Raw genomic sequence first — 18413 nt, 5'->3', positions numbered from 1 at the left:
TTTTTTGTTCCCAATAGTTATAAAGATTAAATGATCTTGGCGCCCAAAGAATTTTTGAAATGGGTCAGTGCCCAATTATGCCCAACCTGATCAAAACTAGCGACCGCATTTTGTGGAATCGTAAGTTGATAATTAAGATTATAGGCAGAAATGGCCGTATGCAAAACACAAATATCGGTGCAAACACCGGTTAAGGTGAGTGAGTTAATCTTATGTGTGCGTAAAAAGTTATCAAGGTTAGTATTTACGAATGCGCTATATCTGTTCTTATCAAAATAATAAACTTGTTGGCTAGTTGCATGTGATTCATACCAAGGTTGAACTGTATTATAAAGTTGCCGTCCCCAAGTGTTTTTTAAATTGTGTGGTGGAAAAAGTTTCGTTTCAGGATGAAAGAGATCGTTCTTTTCGTGCAGATCCGTAGGAAAAATCACATAATTGCCGGCTTTAATGAATTGATTCGCCAGTTTTAAAATTTCTGGTTCAATTTTTTGGCCTGGTTTACCCGTACTGAGCGCACCAGAGTCGGCGACAAAATCGGCGACAAAATCGTTTGTATAATCTATAATAAGAAGTGCTTCTGGATTTTTCATTGCAATTCCTCCAATCTTTAGTCCTCATTATGAAACATAAATCGTTTTCAAATGTTACAAATATATTACATTTTTTCAAACCCAAAATAAATTGGCAGAAAGCCTTGTAAAACGGCTATTTATCTAGTAGTATGGACAAGTACTTGAAATTTAACGGGTGTACTATGCCCATTAATCAAGTCAAAACAAGGAGCTTTGATGTGAAAGGTTGCGACACACCCGGCCGCTTTGCCACGACAGTGTGGCGGTAATTTTCACGGAGCAAGTCTCATTTTCAAAATAGACGAAGGAGGTAACACAATGGCAAAACAAAAAATTCGTATCCGGTTAAAGGCATACGAACATCGCATCTTAGATCAATCCGCAGATAAGATTGTCGAAACTGCAAAGAGAACTGGTGCCACAATTTCTGGTCCAATTCCATTACCAACAGAACGTACAATCTATACGGTTTTGAGCTCACCACATAAGTTCAAAAAAGCACGTGAGCAGTTCGAAATGCGTACACACAAGCGTTTGATTGATATCGTTAACCCAACACGAAAGACAGTTGACTCATTAATGAAGTTAGATCTGCCAAGTGGCGTTGATATTGAAATCAAGCTTTAATTTCTAGAAACACAAATTTAGTATCACAATAATATTGGAGGTGTACTCATGACCACAAAAGGAATCTTAGGAAAAAAGGTTGGTATGACCCAAGTCTTTACTGATAACGGCGAGTTAGTTCCCGTTACCGTTGTTGATACAACACCAAACGTTGTATTACAAGTTAAAACCGTTGAAAGTGATGGTTATAACGCAGTGCAATTAGGGTTCGATGACAAACGTAAAGTATTGAGCAACAAGCCTGAACAAGGTCATGTAGCAAAAGCAAATACAAATCCTAAGCGCTTCATTCATGAAATCAGAGATGTTGAGCTGGGAGAATTAAAAGTCGGTGACGAATTGAAGGCTGACTTATTCGCAGCAGGCGATATCGTTGATGTCACAGGTACTTCTAAGGGACATGGTTTCCAAGGAAATATCAAGAAGGATGGACAACATCGTGGTCCGATGGCACATGGCTCTCGTTATCATCGTCGTCCAGGTTCATTAGGTGCAATTATTAACCGAGTGTTCCCTGGAAAGAAGTTACCAGGTCGTATGGGTAACAATACACGAACAGTTCAAAACTTAGAGGTCGTAAAGGCTGATACAGAAAACAATGTTTTATTGATCAAGGGTAATGTCCCAGGGTCAAAGAACTCATTCTTAGTTGTTAAGAATGCAGTTAAACCACACAAAAAGTAGAAAGGAGGACTAAATTAAATGACAAGCGTATCTTTATATAAACAAGATGGTACGAAGAATGGCGACGTTGAACTTAATGCTGACGTTTTTGGTATCATACCAAACGATAATGTGATTTTTGAAGCTATTGTTATGCAACGCGCATCAATGCGCCAAGGCACACATGCTGTTAAGAATCGAAGTGCAGTTCGTGGTGGTGGTAAGAAGCCATGGCGTCAAAAGGGTACTGGTCGTGCACGTCAAGGTTCAATCCGTTCACCACAATGGCGTGGCGGTGGTATTGTGTTTGGCCCCACACCTCGCTCATATGCATACAAATTGCCAAAGAAAATGCGTCGTTTAGCGTTGAAGTCTGTACTTTCACAAAAAGTATTGGATGACAGCTTGGTAGTTGTTGACGGTTATAGCTTTGATCAACCAAAGACTAAAGCATTTGCACAATCACTTGACAGCTTAAAAGTTTCAACGAAAGCATTATTAGTCCTTGAAGAAGATAACGAAGCAACTGCTCGTGCAGCTCGCAACCTTGAAAACGTCAAAATTGTTTCACCAACTGGTGTAAATGTTTTAGATGTTGTCAATAGCGACAAGCTCGTTATTACTCAAAAGGCTCTTTCTCAAGTAGAGGAGGCTCTCGCATAATGGAATCACGTGATGTAATTTTACGTCCAGTTGTCACTGAAGCTTCAATGGCAGAAATGGACAATAAACGTTACACATTCGATGTTGACACTCGTGCAACAAAGACAGAAGTCAAAAAAGCTGTCGAAGATGTCTTTGATGTCAAAGTTGTTAAAGTAAACATTATGAATGTTAAAGGTAAACTCAAACGTCAGGGACGTTATTCTGGTTATACCAAGAAACGTCGTAAGGCAATTGTTACATTGTCATCTGACTCAAAAGAAATCAAATTATTCAACGAAGAATAATAAATAAACTATAGGAGGAAAAAACACGTGGGGATTAAGAAGTTTAAACCAACGACAAATGCTCGTCGTGGCATGACACAGCTTGATTATAGCGAAATCACCAAGACGACTCCTGAAAAATCGTTACTCGAATCTCAAAGCCACACAGCCGGCCGTAATAACTCTGGTCGTATGACCGTTCGTCATCGTGGCGGCGGTAACAAGCGTCAATATCGTATTATTGATTTCAAGCGAATCAAAGATGATGTTGCAGCTACTGTTAAAGCTATTGAATATGATCCAAACCGTACAGCAAACATTGCTTTACTTGTTTACGCTGACGGAGTTAAATCATACATTATTGCACCAAAGGGCCTTAAGGTTGGCGACAAAGTTCAATCCGGTTCAGATGCTGATATTAAAGTTGGTAATGCATTGCCATTAACAGACATTCCTGTTGGTACCATTATCCACAATATCGAATTAAAGCCTGGTAAGGGCGGTCAATTAGCCCGTTCTGCTGGTGCTTCAGCACAATTATTAGGTAAGGAAGGCAAATATGTCTTAGTACGTTTGGCTTCATCTGAAGTTCGTATGATCTTATCTGCTGGTCGTGCCACAATCGGTGCTGTTGGTAATGAAGAACATGAATTAATTAATGTTGGTAAAGCAGGACGTACTCGTTATGCTGGCCAGCGTCCACACGTTCGTGGTTCTGTAATGAACCCTAACGATCACCCACATGGTGGTGGTGAAGGTAAAGCTCCAGTCGGTCGTCCATCGCCTCTATCACCTTGGGGTAAGAAGACCATTGGTAAGAAGACACGTAACAAGCGGAGTAAATCTAATAAATTTATCGTTCGTGGTCGTAAACGTGGTCGCTTAGGTAATATTTAGTCGAAAATTTCCCTAAAGGAGGTTTCATAATGAGTCGTAGTTTGAAAAAAGGACCATTTGCAGACGAACATCTTTTAAAGAAGATTGATGCACAAAAAGATCAAGAGAAGAAGTCTGTTATTAAAACATGGTCACGTCGTTCCACTATTTTCCCAAGTTTCATCGGTTATACAATTGCTGTATATGACGGCAGAAAACATGTCCCAGTTTACATTCAAGATGACATGGTTGGCCATAAGCTTGGTGAGTTTGTTCCTACACGAACATTCCATGGACATGGTACCGACGATAAGAAGACAACAGTTGCTAAATAAGGAGGATGAATCATGGCTGAACAAGTAACATCTGCACATGCAACTGCAAAAACTGTTCGCATTGCCGCTCGTAAGGTTCGTTTAGTAATTGATCTTATTAGAGGAAAAAGTGTCGCAGAAGCAATTGCAACTCTTAAGTTCACACCAAGAGGTGCATCGCCAGTTGTAGAAAAAGTTTTAATGTCTGCTGTAGCTAATGCAGAAAACAACTTCGACTTAGATCGTGAAGATTTGGTTGTAAGTGAAGTTTATGTCAACGAAGGACCAACCTTAAAACGTTTCCGTCCTCGAGCAAAAGGTTCTGCTTCACCAATCAACAAGCGAACAAGTCATATAACAGTAGTCGTATCTGAAAAATAGGAGGGAACACGCGTGGGTCAAAAAGTAAATCCAAATGGATTTCGTGTTGGTGTCATCCGTGACTGGGAAGCAAAATGGTATGCTGAAAAAGATTTTGCTACCTATTTACGTGAAGATTTACAAATCCGTAAATTCATCTCAACTAAGCTTGCCGACGCATCTGTTTCCAATGTTGAAATCGAACGTGCTGCAAATCGCGTGAACATTTCAATCCATACTGCTAAACCTGGTATGGTCATTGGAAAAGGCGGATCCGAAGTAGAAAGCTTACGTAAACAATTGAATGAACTTACAGGTAAACGAGTTCATATTAATATTATTGAAATTAAGAAACCTGATTTAGATGCCAAATTAGTTGGTGAAAACATTGCTGCTCAATTGGAAGGCCGTGTTGCTTTCCGTCGTGCAATGAAACAAGCTATGCAACGTACAATGCGTGCAGGTGCTAAAGGTATCAAGACACAGGTTGCAGGACGTTTGAACGGAGCAGATATGTCCCGTGTAGAACATTATTCTGAAGGAACAGTTCCATTGCACACATTGCGTGCAGATGTAGATTACGCTTGGGTTGAAGCAAGTACAACTTACGGTCGTTTAGGTGTTAAGACTTGGATCTACCGTGGAGAAATCTTGCCAGAAGCTCGGGGTTCCAAAGGAAATTCTAAAGAGCAAGGAGGGAAATAATCATGCTAGTACCAAAACGAGTTAAGTTCCGTCGTGTGCATCGTGGTAAGATGCGTGGTGCCGCAAAGGGCGGTAGAACCGTCACTTTCGGTGATTACGGTTTACAAGCTTTAGATTCTCATTGGATCTCAAACCGTCAAATCGAAGCAGCACGTGTTGCTATGAACCGTCACATGAAACGTGGTGGTAAGGTTTGGATCAAAATTTTCCCTCACAAGTCTTACACTTCTAAAGGTGTAGGTGTTCGTATGGGTAATGGTAAAGGTACTCCCGAAGGTTGGGTAGCACCAGTGAAACGCGGTAAGGTAATGTTCGAAGTCGGCGGTGTTAGTGAAGAAGTTGCACGTGAATCATTGCGTCTTGCTTCTATGAAACTACCCGTTAGAACAAAGATTATCAAACGCGAGGAAGTAGGTGGCGAATCAGATGAAGGCTAAAGAAATTAATGAATTAACCACTGATGAGATGCTAAAAAAAGAACAAGATTATAAAGATGAGCTTTTTAACTTACGTTTTCAATTAGCTACTGGCCAGTTGGAAAATACAGCCCGTTTAAAGGCAGTTCGTAAGAACATTGCTCGTATTAAGACTGTTTTACGTCAAAAAGAATTAAGTAAGTAGAAGAATACGAAGGGAGGAACTTAACACATGAGTGAAGAACGTCACGCTCGTAAAGTATATCAAGGCCGTGTTATTTCTGACAAAATGGATAAAACAATCACGGTTCAGATTAATACTACCAAAAAGCATCCTGTTTATGGCAAACGTGTAAAATATTCGAAAAAATATAAAGCACATGATGAGAATAATGAAGCTAAGGTTGGCGATGTTGTAAGAATCATGGAAACACGGCCTTTGTCCGCAACCAAACGATTCCGTTTGCTTGATATCGTTGAGAAAGCAGTTACTATCTAAATTTGTTATTTTTATTTCGTATTCTGATACAAAAATGGAAGGAGGACACTAACTGTGATCCAACAAGAGAGTCGTTTAAAAGTTGCTGACAATTCTGGTGCACGTGAAATTTTGGTAATCAAGGTTTTAGGTGGATCTCGAGTAAAATTTGGTTATATTGGTGATACTATTGTGGCTACTGTCAAACAAGCAACACCAGGTGGCGTTGTCAAAAAAGGTGACGTCGTTAAGGCAGTTGTTGTTCGTACTAAAGACGGTGCACACCGTGCTGATGGCTCATACATCAAATTTGATGAAAATGCTGCAGTTTTAATCAAAGATGATAAGAGCCCTCAAGGAACACGTATCTTCGGACCCGTTGCACGTGAATTGCGTGACAAAGATTACATGAAGATTGTTTCTTTGGCCCCTGAAGTATTGTAATTAACGATCGGATCGAAGGAGGTGCGACACGGCATGTTCGTAAAAAATGGTGATAAAGTTCGCGTAATTAGCGGAAAAGAAAAAGGCAAAGAGGGCACAATTATTAAAACCCTTGCTAAGAAAAATCGCGTTGTGGTTGAAGGCCTTAATAAAGTTAAAAAACATCAAAAAGCAAGTAACTCTAACCCTCAAGGTGGAATTATTGATGTAGAAGCAGCAATTGATGCTTCTAACGTGATGTTAATCGATCCATCAACTAATGAACCTACTCGTGTAGGCTACAAAGTTGTAGATGGTAAAAAAGTACGTTTTGCTAAAAAATCTGGCGAAACAATCGACAAATAATTCATGAAAGGAGGAAAAATTTTTCATGTCTAACCGTTTAAAAGAAAAATACGTTAAAGAAGTTACCCCAGAACTCGTGAAGAAGTTCGATTATACTTCAGTAATGCAAGCACCTAAGGTTAACAAAATTGTCTTAAACATGGGTGTCGGTGATGCAACAACTAATGCTAAGAATCTTGACGAAGCTGTTGAAGAATTAACATTGATCTCTGGTCAAAAGCCTTTGGTAACAAAAGCTAAGAAATCAATTGCTGGTTTCCGTTTACGTGAAGGTATGTCAATCGGTGCTAAAGTTACACTCCGTGGCGAACGCATGTATGATTTCTTAGATAAATTGATCAATGTGTCCTTACCACGTGTTCGTGATTTCCATGGTGTTAGCTCAAAGGCCTTTGATGGTCGTGGAAACTATACACTTGGTGTTCGTGAACAATTAATCTTCCCTGAAATTGATTATGATAATGTCAACCATGTTCGTGGTTTAGATATCGTTATCGTAACAACTGCTCAAACAGATGAAGAATCACGTGAATTATTGGCACAACTTGGAATGCCATTCGAAAAGTAAACGAAGGGAGCAATAAATTTGGCAAAAAAATCGTTAGTTATTAAGAGTCAACGTCCTGCAAAGTATTCGACACAGAACTACACTCGTTGTGAGCGTTGTGGCCGTCCACACTCTGTATATCGTAAGTTCCATCTTTGCCGCATTTGCCTTCGAGAATTAGCTCATGAAGGCCAAATCCCTGGCATGAAAAAAGCAAGCTGGTAAAAAGTATACCGGAGTAAAAGGAGGGTAAACATTAATGTCTATGACTGATCCTATTGCAGATTTCTTAACACGTATTCGTAACGCCAACATGGTTCGTCACGAATCTTTAGAAGTTCCTGCATCAACAATCAAACATGATATTGCTGAAATTCTTAAGAATGAAGGCTTTATCAAGAACGTCGAATATGTCGATGACGACAAACAAGGTATTATTCGTGTGTTCCTTAAATATGGTAAAAACAAAGAACGTGTCATTACTGGCTTGAAGCGTATTTCAAAACCAGGTTTACGTTCATATGTCAAAGCTGATGATGTACCAAAGGTTTTGAATGGTTTGGGTATTGCAATCATTTCAACATCTGAAGGCGTAATCACTGATAAAGAAGCTCGCGCTAAAAAAATCGGTGGCGAAGTTTTAGCTTATATTTGGTAAAATTTTAAAAGTAAGGAGGTGCAGTTAAATTGAGTCGTATTGGTTATAAAGCTGTAGAAATTCCATCAGGCGTTGAAGTCAAAGCCGATGGTGATCAAGTTACTGTTAAGGGTCCTAAGGGAACTTTAACTCGTACTGTTAGCACAGAAATCACAATGTCTATTAAAGACAACGTGGTAAAATTTGACCGTCCAAGTAATGATAATAAAATGCGTGCCTTACATGGGGCAACTCGTGCAAACTTCAACAACATGGTTGAGGGAGTTACAAAGGGTTACAAAAAGGACTTACAATTAGTTGGTGTTGGTTATCGTGCACAACTTAAGGGCAAGACATTAGTATTGAACTTAGGTTATTCTAATCCTGTTGAACTAGAAACTCCTGCTGATTTACAGTTGGAAGTTCCTGATAACACACATATCACTGTTAGTGGAATTAGCAAACAACATGTTGGCGATTTTGCTGCTGAGATCCGTGCCGTTCGTTCTCCAGAACCTTACAAAGGTAAAGGTGTTCGCTATGTTGGTGAATACGTTCGTCTTAAAGAAGGTAAAACTGGTAAGTAATGCCGCTTAGGCTAGTTAATAGAAAATTCTAGAGGTGAAAATTGTGATTTCAAAACCAGATAAAAATAAAACACGTCAAAGACGTCATTTGCGTGTTCGTAATAAGATTTCTGGGACTGCAGAGTGCCCACGCTTAAATGTATATCGTTCAAATAAAAACATCTACGCTCAAGTAATTGATGACGTAGCGGGTGTAACGCTAGCAAGTGCCTCAACTTTGGACAGTGAAGTTAGTGGAGATTCAAAAACTGATCAAGCAAGTTCTGTTGGTGCTTTAGTTGCAAAACGCGCAACAGAAAAGAAAATTGAAAAAGTCGTTTTTGATCGTGGCGGATACTTATACCATGGTCGAGTAGAAGCTTTAGCTGAAGCTGCTCGTGAAAACGGACTTAAATTCTAAGATAAGGAGGGAATACCGTACATGTCGAATTATATCGATCCAGAAAAGTTGGACTTAGAAGATCGTGTTGTTTCTATCAACCGTGTTACTAAGGTTGTTAAAGGTGGTCGTCGTCTTCGTTTCGCTGCTTTAGTCGTTGTTGGCGATAAAAAGGGTCACGTTGGTTTTGGTACTGGTAAAGCTCAAGAAGTTCCAGAAGCCATTCGTAAGGCTGTTGAAACTGCTACAAAGAGTTTGATCCAGGTCCCAATTATTGGCACAACCATCCCTCACGAAATCATCGGTGAGTTTGGTGGCGGACGAATTCTATTGAAACCTGCTGAAGAAGGTTCCGGTGTTGCAGCTGGTGGTGCTGTTCGTGCCGTTATGGAACTTGCAGGAGTAGATGATGTTACAAGTAAACGTTTGGGTTCAAATACACCTGTTAACGTTATTCGTGCAACATTTGAAGGTCTGAAGGGCTTACGTAGTGCTGAAGAAATTGCTTCATTACGTGGTGTTTCAGCAGAGCACTTGGCTGAATAAGGAGGAACAAAAGATGGCTCAATTAAAGATTACACTTATCAAAAGTGCAGTACATCGCCTCCCCAAGCAACGCAAGATTGTTAAAGAATTAGGTTTGGGACGGGTTAATAGCTCAGTCGTTTTACCTAATAATGAGGCGACTCGTGGTGCAATTTTCCATATTGCCCATTTAATCGAAGTTGAAGAAGTTAAATAATTTAAATTAGTTAGGAGGTGCCGATACTTATGAAGTTGAATGAATTAAAACCTAATGAAGGTTCACGCAAAGTGCGTAATCGTGTTGGTCGTGGAACATCATCTGGTAATGGTAAGACATCTGGTCGTGGCCAAAAAGGTCAAAAGGCTCGTGGCAAGGTTCGTTTGGGCTTTGAAGGTGGGCAAATGCCCCTTTATCGTCGAATTCCAAAACGTGGCTTTACTAACATCAACCGCAAAGAGTATGCCATTGTAAATTTGGATAGCTTAAATGCCTTTGATGAAGGTACAGAAGTTACAACAGAAGTGCTTTTAAAAGCCGGCGTAATTAATAAAGTGCTTAGTGGTGTTAAAGTTTTAGGTGACGGTCAGTTATCTAAGAAGTTAACAGTTAAAGCTAATAAGTTCTCAGAAAGTGCAGTAAAAGCAATTGAAGCTGCAGGTGGCAAAACTGAGGTGATTTAATGCTATCGACTATCAAAAACGCTTTTAAAGTAAAGGATATTAGAAACAAGATTCTATTTACCCTAGGTGTTTTGATTATTTATCGTTTAGGTGCGTATATCACAGTTCCTGGTATTAACGCCAAAGCATTACAAAGTGTTGCTTCCTCTGGATTGGTTGGCATCTTAAATACCTTTAGTGGTGGTGGCCTATCCAATTATTCTATTTTTGCGATGGGAGTTTCTCCATATATTACTGCTCAAATTGTTATTCAGCTGTTGCAAATGGACATCGTCCCTCGGTTTGTTGAATGGAGCAAACAAGGTGAAGTTGGCCGACGGAAATTAAATCAGGCAACTCGGTATTTGACCATTATATTGGCATTCGTGCAATCGGTTGGTATCACTGCAGGATTTAATGCGTTAAGCAGTCTGAATTTGGTTAAGGATCCGAGCATTCAAACATATGCAACGATCGGATTAATCTTAACTGGTGGGACAATGTTAGCAACCTGGATGGGTGATATGATCACTGATCGTGGACTTGGTAACGGGGTTTCAATCCTGATTTTTGCCGGAATTATTGCGAGAACACCAACAAGTATCTATCAAATTTATCAAGAGCAATTTGTAGATACCGCCAAAAGCCAGTGGTTGAACAGTTTCATTTTTGTTGCTGTTTTGATCGTCGCTGTTTTGGTAATCGTAATCTTTGTAACTTGGGTTCAACAGGCTAGTCGCCGAGTTCCAATCCAGTACACAAGAAGAGCATCGGGTGCACCCGATAGCAGTTACTTACCTTTAAAGGTTAACGTAGCTGGTGTTATTCCAGTTATCTTTGCAAGTTCGTTTATTGCAACGCCACAAACCATTTTGATGGCATTCGCAAGTAACCACTCCTCAGATACCTGGTATCAAGTTTTGTCGGATGTGTTTAATATGCAGACGACAGATGGAGCCATCCTGTATACCTTCTTGATCGTTGTCTTTACTTTCTTCTATGCTTTTGTTCAGGTCAATCCTGAAAAACTAGCAGAGAATCTTCAAAAACAAGGAAGTTATATTCCGGGAGTTTGGCCAGGCCATGAAACGCAGAGTTATGTGTCTCATTTGTTAATTCGTTTATCAGTCGTTGGATCGCTATTCTTGGGGTTAGTTTCACTAATTCCGTTATTGGCACAAGACTTCTGGAACTTGGATGAATCAATTGGTTTGGGTGGAACAAGTTTGTTGATTGTCGTTGGTGTGGCTATTGAAATCATCAGTCAAATTGATGGTTTAATGATGAAACGCGAATATGTTGGTTTTATCAGAACACCAGAACAAAGCAATTAAAGTGGAGGTAAACAAAATGACAACTCTTAATCTCGTTTTGATGGGATTACCAGGTGCTGGTAAAGGTACCCAAGCACAAAAAATTGTTAATGAATTTCACACACTTCATATTTCAACAGGAGACATTTTTCGGGCAGCAATGAAAAATGGTACCGAAATGGGAATTGAAGCTAAGAAGTTTATTGACCAAGGCAATTTAGTTCCCGATTCTGTTACTGATGGAATTGTGGAGGATCGTCTTGGAGAGGATGATACCAATGCGGGCTTTATGCTAGATGGTTATCCTCGAAATCTTGAACAAGCTAATGCTTTGGACAAGATGACAGCTAAGCTAAATAAACCGATTAATGCGGTAATTAATATCCACGTTGATCCAGAAGTTTTAGTTGAGCGGTTGTCTGGTCGATTCATTTGTAAGAATTGTGGCGCAACATACCATAAGTTGTATAACCCGCCAAAGGTTGAAGGCACTTGTGATGTTTGTGGACACCATGAATTTTATCAGCGTGATGATGATAAGCCTGAAACTGTTAAAAATCGTATTGAAGTTAATACAAAGTTAAATACACCACTGATTGATTTTTATAATGACAAAAAATTATTATATACAGTTAATGGTGATCAAGATATTGACGATGTATATAAAGAAATTCAAAAGGTATTACGAGCTATTTAATGCATGCCTGTTCATTATTGCCGGTTAATTTTGTTTATTTGCAAATGAAATTACCTTATGGTAAGCTTGTTCAGGTTTAGCTTATGGTACTTTTGCGATACAATAAGCACTGAACGACTGATTTTGTAAAGAAAAGAACAGTAAAATGGGAGGCACATTTAGTGGCAAAAGATAATGTCATTGAAATTGAAGGTAAGGTAAAAGAAACTTTACCAAATGCGATGTTTAAAGTTGAACTCGAAAACGGTCATGAAATATTGGCACACGTTTCTGGAAAGATTCGTATGCATTATATTCGGATTCTTCCGGGAGATAAGGTAACTGTGGAAATGTCGCCATACGATCTTTCAAAGGGTCGTATTACCTATCGTTTCAGATAAGTTTTAACGTTTTAGGAGGAATATTCATGAAAGTACGTCCATCAGTAAAACCAATGTGTGAACATTGTAAAGTAATTAAACGTAAAGGACGCGTTATGGTTATTTGCTCAGCAAATCCAAAACATAAACAGCGTCAAGGAAAATAATTAATCTGGAGGTGAAATTTAATGGCTCGTATTGCAGGTGTTGATTTACCACGAGACAAACGAATCGTGATTGGTTTAACCTATATTTTTGGTATCGGAAATACTACTGCTAAAAAGATTTTAAAGGATGCTGGCGTCTCAGAAGATGTCCGTGTTCGTGACCTTTCTGCAGATGATGAAGCTAAAGTTCGTGCACAAGTAGATAACTACCGTGTTGAAGGAGATCTTCGTCGTTCAGTAAGTCTTGATATCAAACGTCTCCAAGAAATTGGTTCATATCGTGGCATGCGTCATCGTCGTGGGCTCCCAGTTCGTGGACAAAACACGAAGAACAACGCACGTACTCGTAAAGGCAAAAAAGTTTCAATCGCCGGAAGAAAGAAATAATAAATAAAGGAGGCTAGCATATTGGCAACCAGAAAGACTACTCGTAAGCGTCGAGTAAGAAAAAATATTGAAGCTGGTGTGGCACATATCCACTCAACTTTTAACAATACATTAGTTATGATTACAGATCCTCAAGGAAACGCTGTTGCATGGTCATCAGCAGGTTCACTTGGATTCAAAGGTAGTCGTAAGTCGACTCCATTTGCTGCTCAAATGGCTTCTGAAGCTGCAGCAAAAGCAGCAATGGAACATGGAATGAAATCCGTTGAAGTTGCTGTTAAGGGTCCTGGTTCTGGTCGTGAAGCTGCTATTCGTGCTCTCCAATCTACTGGATTGGAAGTTACTGCTATTCGCGATGTTACACCAGTTCCTCATAATGGTTCTCGTCCTCCAAAGCGCCGTCGTGTATAGTGCGTCAATTTTTTGAGGGCTAACTTCATGATGCATTTCAAGTTACTATGCACAACGCGTTTTGAAAGGGGTAAAGATTAGAATGATCGAATTTGAAAAACCAAACATTCATAAGATTGATGAGAATGCAAATTACGGCAAATTTGTTGTAGAACCACTTGAACGTGGTTATGGAACAACTTTAGGTAATTCATTACGTCGTATTTTGTTATCGTCATTGCCGGGTGCAGCGGTTACAAGCATTCAAATTGATGGCGTTCTTCATGAGTTTTCAACGATTGAAGGCGTAGTTGAAGATGTCACACAAATCATCTTAAACATTAAAAAGGTTTCTTTAAAGATTGAAAGTGACGAAGAAAAATCTTTGGAAATTAATGTTAAAGGACCTGCTACTGTCACTGCTGGTGACATTCAGGGCGACAGTGATGTTGAGATCCTTAATCCGGATCAGTATATTTGTACCGTTGCTGATGGTGTTACCTTTCATGCCGTTTTAACAGCTGATACTGGTCGTGGTTATGTTTCGGCTGATGAAAATAAGGCTCGCAAGGATGATATGCCAATTGGTGTACTTCCAATCGATTCCATTTATACCCCAATCGAGCGTGTCAACTATCAGGTTGAAAATACACGTGTTGGTCAGCGGGATGACTATGATAAGCTCACATTGGATGTTTGGACTGACGGTTCAATTAGTCCTAGTGAGGCTACCAGTCTTTCAGCAAAAATTCTAACAGAACACTTGGCATTGTTTGTTAATTTGACAGATGAAGCTCAAGATGCTGAAATCATGGTCGAAAAGGAAGAAACACATAAAGAAAAAATGTTAGAAATGTCCATTGAAGAGCTTGATTTATCAGTTCGTTCATACAATTGTTTGAAGCGTGCTGGTATCAATACTGTTCAGGAACTTACTGACAAAACTGAAGCACAGATGATGAAAGTTCGTAATCTTGGGCGTAAATCCCTTGAAGAAGTTAAGGTTAAATTAACTGATCTTGGACTTTCATTACGTAATGAAGACTAATTATAAGGAGGGTTTCCATTCATGGGCTATCGTAAATTAGGTCGTACGAGTTCACAACGAAAGGCTTTGCTTCGTGACTTAACTACTAACTTAATTGTTAATGAAAAGATTGTCACAACAGAAGCACGTGCCAAAGAAGTACGATCAACTACCGAAAAAATGATCACATTAGGTAAACGTGGGGACTTACATGCACGTCGTCAAGCAGCCGCTTTTCTTCGTAATGTAGTCGCTGATGTTGCTGAAGACGGTGACGAAGTTAAAATTACTTCGGCTCTTCAGAAGTTGTTTGGTGATTTATCTACTCGCTACGCTGATCGTAAGGGTGGATATACACGAATTCTTAAGACTATGCCTCGCCGCGGAGACGCTGCACCAATGGTTATCTTGGAGTTTGTTGACTAATTTCCAAACAAAGATTTTTGAATCTTTGATTTAACAAATTTATCACTAAAAGTTGTGGTAGGGTGTAATGATGGTGGAAGTAATTCCGAGTCTAGCCCACGGTTAATACGTTGTATTAACTATCACTTCTTTTCAGTGATTTTTTTGTATCTACATAAAAAAGAACGTATACTAGGGTGCAGGTTTTTGATATGTTAAAATAGAAAAAATAACTTTAGAAGGAATGTTTGCAATGAACCACATAATTAAGGTTTCCCATTTAACTTACGAGTATTCGCAAAATGATCAGCCTGCATTAAATGACGTATCTTTTGAGATTACAGATGGTGCTTGGGTAGCAATTGTTGGTCATAACGGGAGTGGTAAAAGTACACTTGCTCATTCTTTAGACGGTTTAATTGACTTCAAACAAGGAACAATTGTGGTTGATGGCGTTGAATTGAACGAAGCTAATGTTTGGAAGGTCCGTAGTAAAATTGGTATGATCTTTCAAAATCCTGATAATCAGTTTGTGGGCGCGACTGTTGAGGATGATGTGGCATTTGGTTTGGAAAATATGGCAGTGCCACATGAAGAAATTCAGGCTCGCGTTGATTCTGCACTGTCACAAGTTCAAATGAGTGCGTTTCGTCATAAACAGCCAGAACAACTATCGGGAGGACAAAAACAACGGGTCGCTTTAGCTGGTGTGATTGCTATGCAGCCTAAGATTATTATCTTGGATGAAGCGACCAGTATGCTGGATCCGATTGGTCGTCGAGAAATTCTTGGTGTGATCAAACGGTTACGCAAACGTTTGGGTATTACGGTTTTATCCATTACGCACGAAATTGACGAAACGACTAGTGCAGATGAAGTTCTTGTGTTAAATGATGGTAAAATTGTGGAAACAGGGACACCCGAAGTTATTTATGCTCACAGTGAGTTATTGTTGCAATTAGGATTGGATGTACCATATTCGCAACGTCTAAAAACTGCACTGCAAACAAGAAATATTCACACACCAAAAACTTATTCTGATGAGAAGGGAATGGTGGATTGGTTATGGCAATCACTTTTAAAAAGGTAAGTTATACCTATCAACCCAACACACCATTTGAGTATCAGGCTCTAAATGAGATATCAACGCACATAAAGGATGGTTCATTTACCGCTTTGATCGGGCATACGGGTAGTGGTAAATCTACTTTTCTACAGCATTTAAACGCACTATTAAAACCAAATTCTGGCACCGTTTTAATTGGTAATTCCGCTATTACGCGCGAAACCAGCAATAAGAATTTAAAACCTTTACGCAAAAAAGTGGGGATTGTTTTTCAATTTCCCGAGAAACAACTCTTTGCGGACACTGTGGGCAAAGATATTGCGTTTGGACCAGAAAACTTTGGCAGTACTCCTGAAGAAGCACATGAACTTGCGAAGAAGATGATAAAACTAGTTGGGTTATCGGAAGCTTTATTGGACCGTTCTCCTTTTGAGTTGTCGGGAGGTCAGATGAGGCGAGTTGCCATTGCTGGAGTTCTCGCAATGCAGCCAGAGGTTTTAGTTCTTGATGAACCAACGGCTGGATTAGATCCAAGTGGGCGTCAAGAGATTATGCAATTGTTTACAAAATTGCAGCAAACCCAACACTTTACGATTGTATTAGTGACACATCAAATGGAAGATGTGGCCAACTATGCAAATCATGTGATTGTAATGGAGCATGGAAAAATCGTTAAAGAAGGCAATCCACGAGCGGTATTTGCAAACGTTGAGTGGTTGCACGATAAACAGTTAGATGTGCCTGCTAGTACAGAATTTGCCTTTGAAATGCAGAAAAGAGGATTTCATTTTGACCAACTACCTTTAACAGAAGAGGAGTTGGCCGATGACATTGCGGCCATGTTTGAAAAGAGAGGACTAGCCAATGAATAAACTATTATTTGGTCGCTATATTCCCCAAGACTCTTTTGTACATCGGATGGACCCACGGGCAAAACTTGTTCTCAGTTTTTTATACGTGATTGTTATTTTTTTCGCCAATAATTGGTGGATCTATTTGTTAATGGCGTTAGTCGCTATTCTAAGCATTTGGGCGTCTAAAATTAATTTTAAACTGTTTGTCGAGGGCATCTTGCCATTGGTATGGATCATTGCCTTTACAATGCTTATACAGGTCTTTTTCGGTACTGGTGGGCATTTGTACTGGCATTGGGGTATCTTTTCCATCACGAGCCTAGGAATCCTCAATGCGGCGTACATCTTTGTTCGTTTCACGTTAATTATTTTAATTTCAACATTATTAACTCTTTCAACGTCGCCAATTCAGATTTCGGATGCTATTGAATCTTTATTAAAGCCATTAACGAAAATCCATTTTCCAGTTTATGAAGTGGCATTAATGCTCTCAATTGCCTTGCGATTTGTGCCAACGTTAATGGATGAAACGGAAGCCATTATGAATGCTCAGCGTGCCCGCGGTGTTGATTTTGGAACTGGCAATATTGTGAACCGAATCAAAAAAATTATTCCCATTCTAATTCCGCTTTTCGTGAGTGCTTTTAATCGGGCCGAGGATTTGGCAACAGCCATGGAAGCTCGTGGCTATCAAGGCGGAGCCGGGCGAACGAAGTATCGATTATTAAAATGGGGAACACGGGATACGATTGCCACTTTAATTTATTTGTTAATGACGGTGACCGTGTTTGCTATACGTTTCTTTTAAGGAGAATTTATGTATCGTTATAAAATTACAATTGCCTATGATGGGACCAATTTCGCAGGCTTTCAGAAACAACCGAAGCAAAGAACAGTGGAAGAAACGTTGGAACGTGCGGTCAATAAAATCGCCAAAAAGCCAGATAAGCTGATAAAGGTCTATGGATCTGGTAGAACAGATGCTGGTGTTCACGCCTTGGGTCAAGTCGCACATTTTGATATTCCTTTTGATTTAACGGAAAATGCGATGCTGCATGCGCTGAACAGTATTTTACCGTTGGATGTCGAGGTGTTGAAAGTTGAACATGTGTCGTCAGAGTTTCATGCACGCTATGGGACAGCAGGCAAACGGTATCAGTATCGATTGGCTTTAGGAGAATTTGTGGACCCGTTTAAACGTAATTATACAGGTCATTGGAAGTTTCCACTGGATTTGAAACTGATTCAAGGTGCGTTACCAGATTTACTTGGCAAGCATGATTTTACAAGTTTTTGCGCGTCTGGCGGGCATACAAAAACTAATATTCGGGAGATCTATGAGGCTACGGCTATTTTTGACGGAAAACAAAATGAAATTGTGTTTGAGTTTTATGGCAGTGGATTTCTTTATAATATGGTACGAATTATGGTCGCTGTTTTGATTGAAATTGGTAGTGGACGCCGTCCGGTCAATGATATCTCTCGGATAATTGAGGCTAAAAACCGGAATGAAGCTCGGGGAACAGCCCCAGCAAGTGGACTTTATTTAAAAAAAGTGTATTACCCGGAAAATTTTGGTAAATGATGATTGACTTTAGTGAAGGTAATTAGTAAAATTGAACTTGGTATTGTTTACCTCCACAAATAGGCCCCGGAAACTTATTAAAGTTGAGTTAAACAA

The 18413-nt window shown here is 39.6% G+C and carries 34 protein-coding genes; 33 read left to right on the top strand and 1 reads right to left on the bottom strand.

Annotated features, from left to right (window positions below; all coding sequences use genetic code 11):
- Positions 1-26: 26 nt before the first annotated feature.
- Entirely contained in the window at positions 27-593 is a 567-nt protein-coding gene (locus DD627_RS02500) for a cysteine hydrolase family protein (protein WP_260274904.1), read from the bottom strand.
- A 300-nt stretch (positions 594-893) separates the two neighbouring features.
- On the opposite strand from DD627_RS02500, the gene rpsJ reads away from it, so the two are divergent.
- From rpsJ to truA, 33 genes are all read left to right on the top strand, one after another.
- The gene (gene rpsJ / locus DD627_RS02495) at positions 894-1202 is read left to right on the top strand and encodes a 30S ribosomal protein S10 (RefSeq protein WP_260274905.1); all 309 of its coding nucleotides are present in this window, start codon (positions 894-896) and stop codon (positions 1200-1202) included.
- Positions 1203-1250: 48 nt separating this feature from the next.
- Complete coding sequence (gene rplC, locus DD627_RS02490; protein ID WP_057782461.1) at positions 1251-1886, top strand: 50S ribosomal protein L3; 636 nt, start codon at positions 1251-1253, stop codon at positions 1884-1886.
- 18 nt (positions 1887-1904) lie between these two features.
- The gene (rplD, locus tag DD627_RS02485) at positions 1905-2528 is read left to right on the top strand and encodes a 50S ribosomal protein L4 (protein WP_260274906.1); all 624 of its coding nucleotides are present in this window, start codon (positions 1905-1907) and stop codon (positions 2526-2528) included.
- On the top strand, positions 2528-2815 hold the full coding sequence (rplW, locus tag DD627_RS02480; RefSeq protein ID WP_057782465.1) for a 50S ribosomal protein L23: 288 nt from the start codon (positions 2528-2530) through the stop codon (positions 2813-2815). The genes rplD and rplW overlap by 1 nt, the downstream gene beginning before the upstream one ends.
- Positions 2816-2842: 27 nt before the next feature.
- The gene (gene rplB / locus DD627_RS02475; protein WP_068806022.1) at positions 2843-3691 is read left to right on the top strand and encodes a 50S ribosomal protein L2; all 849 of its coding nucleotides are present in this window, start codon (positions 2843-2845) and stop codon (positions 3689-3691) included.
- A gap of 29 nt (positions 3692-3720) precedes the next feature.
- Entirely contained in the window at positions 3721-4005 is a 285-nt protein-coding gene (rpsS, locus tag DD627_RS02470) for a 30S ribosomal protein S19 (RefSeq protein WP_057782469.1), read from the top strand.
- Positions 4006-4017: 12 nt separating this feature from the next.
- The gene (gene rplV / locus DD627_RS02465) at positions 4018-4365 is read left to right on the top strand and encodes a 50S ribosomal protein L22 (protein ID WP_260274907.1); all 348 of its coding nucleotides are present in this window, start codon (positions 4018-4020) and stop codon (positions 4363-4365) included.
- Between the two features lie 12 nt (positions 4366-4377).
- Entirely contained in the window at positions 4378-5049 is a 672-nt protein-coding gene (gene rpsC / locus DD627_RS02460) for a 30S ribosomal protein S3 (RefSeq protein WP_057782473.1), read from the top strand.
- A gap of 2 nt (positions 5050-5051) precedes the next feature.
- On the top strand, positions 5052-5486 hold the full coding sequence (gene rplP, locus DD627_RS02455) for a 50S ribosomal protein L16 (protein ID WP_057782475.1): 435 nt from the start codon (positions 5052-5054) through the stop codon (positions 5484-5486).
- A complete protein-coding gene (gene rpmC, locus DD627_RS02450; RefSeq protein ID WP_057782477.1) occupies positions 5476-5670 on the top strand; it encodes a 50S ribosomal protein L29 in 195 nt (64 codons plus the stop codon). Before rplP ends, rpmC begins: the two co-directional genes overlap by 11 nt.
- Positions 5671-5697: 27 nt before the next feature.
- Positions 5698-5964 carry a 30S ribosomal protein S17 gene (gene rpsQ / locus DD627_RS02445; protein WP_057782479.1) on the top strand — a complete coding sequence of 89 codons (267 nt, stop codon included), beginning with the start codon at positions 5698-5700 and terminating at the stop codon, positions 5962-5964.
- 54 nt (positions 5965-6018) lie between these two features.
- On the top strand, positions 6019-6387 hold the full coding sequence (gene rplN, locus DD627_RS02440) for a 50S ribosomal protein L14 (RefSeq protein ID WP_057782481.1): 369 nt from the start codon (positions 6019-6021) through the stop codon (positions 6385-6387).
- Positions 6388-6420: 33 nt separating this feature from the next.
- Positions 6421-6732: a 50S ribosomal protein L24 gene (gene rplX, locus DD627_RS02435; protein ID WP_057782483.1), complete on the top strand. Its 312-nt coding sequence runs from the start codon at positions 6421-6423 to the stop codon at positions 6730-6732.
- Positions 6733-6757: 25 nt separating this feature from the next.
- Complete coding sequence (gene rplE, locus DD627_RS02430; RefSeq protein ID WP_057782485.1) at positions 6758-7300, top strand: 50S ribosomal protein L5; 543 nt, start codon at positions 6758-6760, stop codon at positions 7298-7300.
- An 18-nt stretch (positions 7301-7318) separates the two neighbouring features.
- Complete coding sequence (locus DD627_RS02425) at positions 7319-7504, top strand: type Z 30S ribosomal protein S14 (protein ID WP_074693903.1); 186 nt, start codon at positions 7319-7321, stop codon at positions 7502-7504.
- A gap of 34 nt (positions 7505-7538) precedes the next feature.
- Positions 7539-7937, top strand: coding sequence for a 30S ribosomal protein S8 (gene rpsH, locus DD627_RS02420; protein ID WP_057782487.1), 399 nt, complete (start codon positions 7539-7541; stop codon positions 7935-7937).
- Between the two features lie 29 nt (positions 7938-7966).
- A complete protein-coding gene (gene rplF / locus DD627_RS02415) occupies positions 7967-8503 on the top strand; it encodes a 50S ribosomal protein L6 (protein ID WP_057782489.1) in 537 nt (178 codons plus the stop codon).
- A gap of 43 nt (positions 8504-8546) precedes the next feature.
- Positions 8547-8903, top strand: a complete 357-nt coding sequence (rplR, locus tag DD627_RS02410; protein WP_147206664.1) for a 50S ribosomal protein L18 — start codon at positions 8547-8549, stop codon at positions 8901-8903.
- Between the two features lie 21 nt (positions 8904-8924).
- Positions 8925-9428: a 30S ribosomal protein S5 gene (gene rpsE / locus DD627_RS02405; RefSeq protein WP_057782492.1), complete on the top strand. Its 504-nt coding sequence runs from the start codon at positions 8925-8927 to the stop codon at positions 9426-9428.
- Between the two features lie 13 nt (positions 9429-9441).
- Entirely contained in the window at positions 9442-9624 is a 183-nt protein-coding gene (rpmD, locus tag DD627_RS02400; protein ID WP_057751191.1) for a 50S ribosomal protein L30, read from the top strand.
- 29 nt (positions 9625-9653) lie between these two features.
- Positions 9654-10088: a 50S ribosomal protein L15 gene (gene rplO, locus DD627_RS02395; protein ID WP_057782494.1), complete on the top strand. Its 435-nt coding sequence runs from the start codon at positions 9654-9656 to the stop codon at positions 10086-10088.
- Positions 10088-11401, top strand: coding sequence for a preprotein translocase subunit SecY (gene secY / locus DD627_RS02390; RefSeq protein WP_260267698.1), 1314 nt, complete (start codon positions 10088-10090; stop codon positions 11399-11401). Before rplO ends, secY begins: the two co-directional genes overlap by 1 nt.
- Before the next feature lie 16 nt (positions 11402-11417).
- Positions 11418-12077, top strand: a complete 660-nt coding sequence (locus tag DD627_RS02385; RefSeq protein ID WP_260267700.1) for an adenylate kinase — start codon at positions 11418-11420, stop codon at positions 12075-12077.
- Between the two features lie 161 nt (positions 12078-12238).
- The gene (gene infA, locus DD627_RS02380) at positions 12239-12457 is read left to right on the top strand and encodes a translation initiation factor IF-1 (protein WP_057771895.1); all 219 of its coding nucleotides are present in this window, start codon (positions 12239-12241) and stop codon (positions 12455-12457) included.
- Between the two features lie 26 nt (positions 12458-12483).
- The gene (gene rpmJ, locus DD627_RS02375) at positions 12484-12603 is read left to right on the top strand and encodes a 50S ribosomal protein L36 (RefSeq protein ID WP_011668476.1); all 120 of its coding nucleotides are present in this window, start codon (positions 12484-12486) and stop codon (positions 12601-12603) included.
- A 21-nt stretch (positions 12604-12624) separates the two neighbouring features.
- On the top strand, positions 12625-12990 hold the full coding sequence (rpsM, locus tag DD627_RS02370; RefSeq protein ID WP_260267703.1) for a 30S ribosomal protein S13: 366 nt from the start codon (positions 12625-12627) through the stop codon (positions 12988-12990).
- Positions 12991-13011: 21 nt separating this feature from the next.
- Positions 13012-13401, top strand: a complete 390-nt coding sequence (gene rpsK, locus DD627_RS02365) for a 30S ribosomal protein S11 (protein WP_057782502.1) — start codon at positions 13012-13014, stop codon at positions 13399-13401.
- Between the two features lie 82 nt (positions 13402-13483).
- The gene (locus DD627_RS02360; RefSeq protein ID WP_260267704.1) at positions 13484-14428 is read left to right on the top strand and encodes a DNA-directed RNA polymerase subunit alpha; all 945 of its coding nucleotides are present in this window, start codon (positions 13484-13486) and stop codon (positions 14426-14428) included.
- A 21-nt stretch (positions 14429-14449) separates the two neighbouring features.
- Positions 14450-14833 (top strand): 50S ribosomal protein L17, encoded by a 384-nt coding sequence (rplQ, locus tag DD627_RS02355; protein WP_057782506.1) that lies wholly within the window; start codon positions 14450-14452, stop codon positions 14831-14833.
- A 232-nt stretch (positions 14834-15065) separates the two neighbouring features.
- Entirely contained in the window at positions 15066-15902 is an 837-nt protein-coding gene (locus tag DD627_RS02350) for an energy-coupling factor ABC transporter ATP-binding protein (RefSeq protein ID WP_068805998.1), read from the top strand.
- Complete coding sequence (locus DD627_RS02345) at positions 15878-16750, top strand: energy-coupling factor ABC transporter ATP-binding protein (protein WP_260274908.1); 873 nt, start codon at positions 15878-15880, stop codon at positions 16748-16750. Before DD627_RS02350 ends, DD627_RS02345 begins: the two co-directional genes overlap by 25 nt.
- Positions 16743-17540 carry an energy-coupling factor transporter transmembrane component T family protein gene (locus DD627_RS02340; protein WP_260274909.1) on the top strand — a complete coding sequence of 266 codons (798 nt, stop codon included), beginning with the start codon at positions 16743-16745 and terminating at the stop codon, positions 17538-17540. The genes DD627_RS02345 and DD627_RS02340 overlap by 8 nt, the downstream gene beginning before the upstream one ends.
- Positions 17541-17549: 9 nt before the next feature.
- Complete coding sequence (truA, locus tag DD627_RS02335) at positions 17550-18317, top strand: tRNA pseudouridine(38-40) synthase TruA (protein WP_260274910.1); 768 nt, start codon at positions 17550-17552, stop codon at positions 18315-18317.
- Positions 18318-18413 lie beyond the last annotated feature (96 nt).

Source organism: Pediococcus sp. (assembly GCF_003533255.1).
GTDB lineage: Bacteria > Bacillota > Bacilli > Lactobacillales > Lactobacillaceae > Pediococcus > Pediococcus parvulus.
The sequence above is the reverse complement of the archived record's forward strand: the minus strand, read 5'-3'. Positions and strand labels throughout refer to the sequence as shown.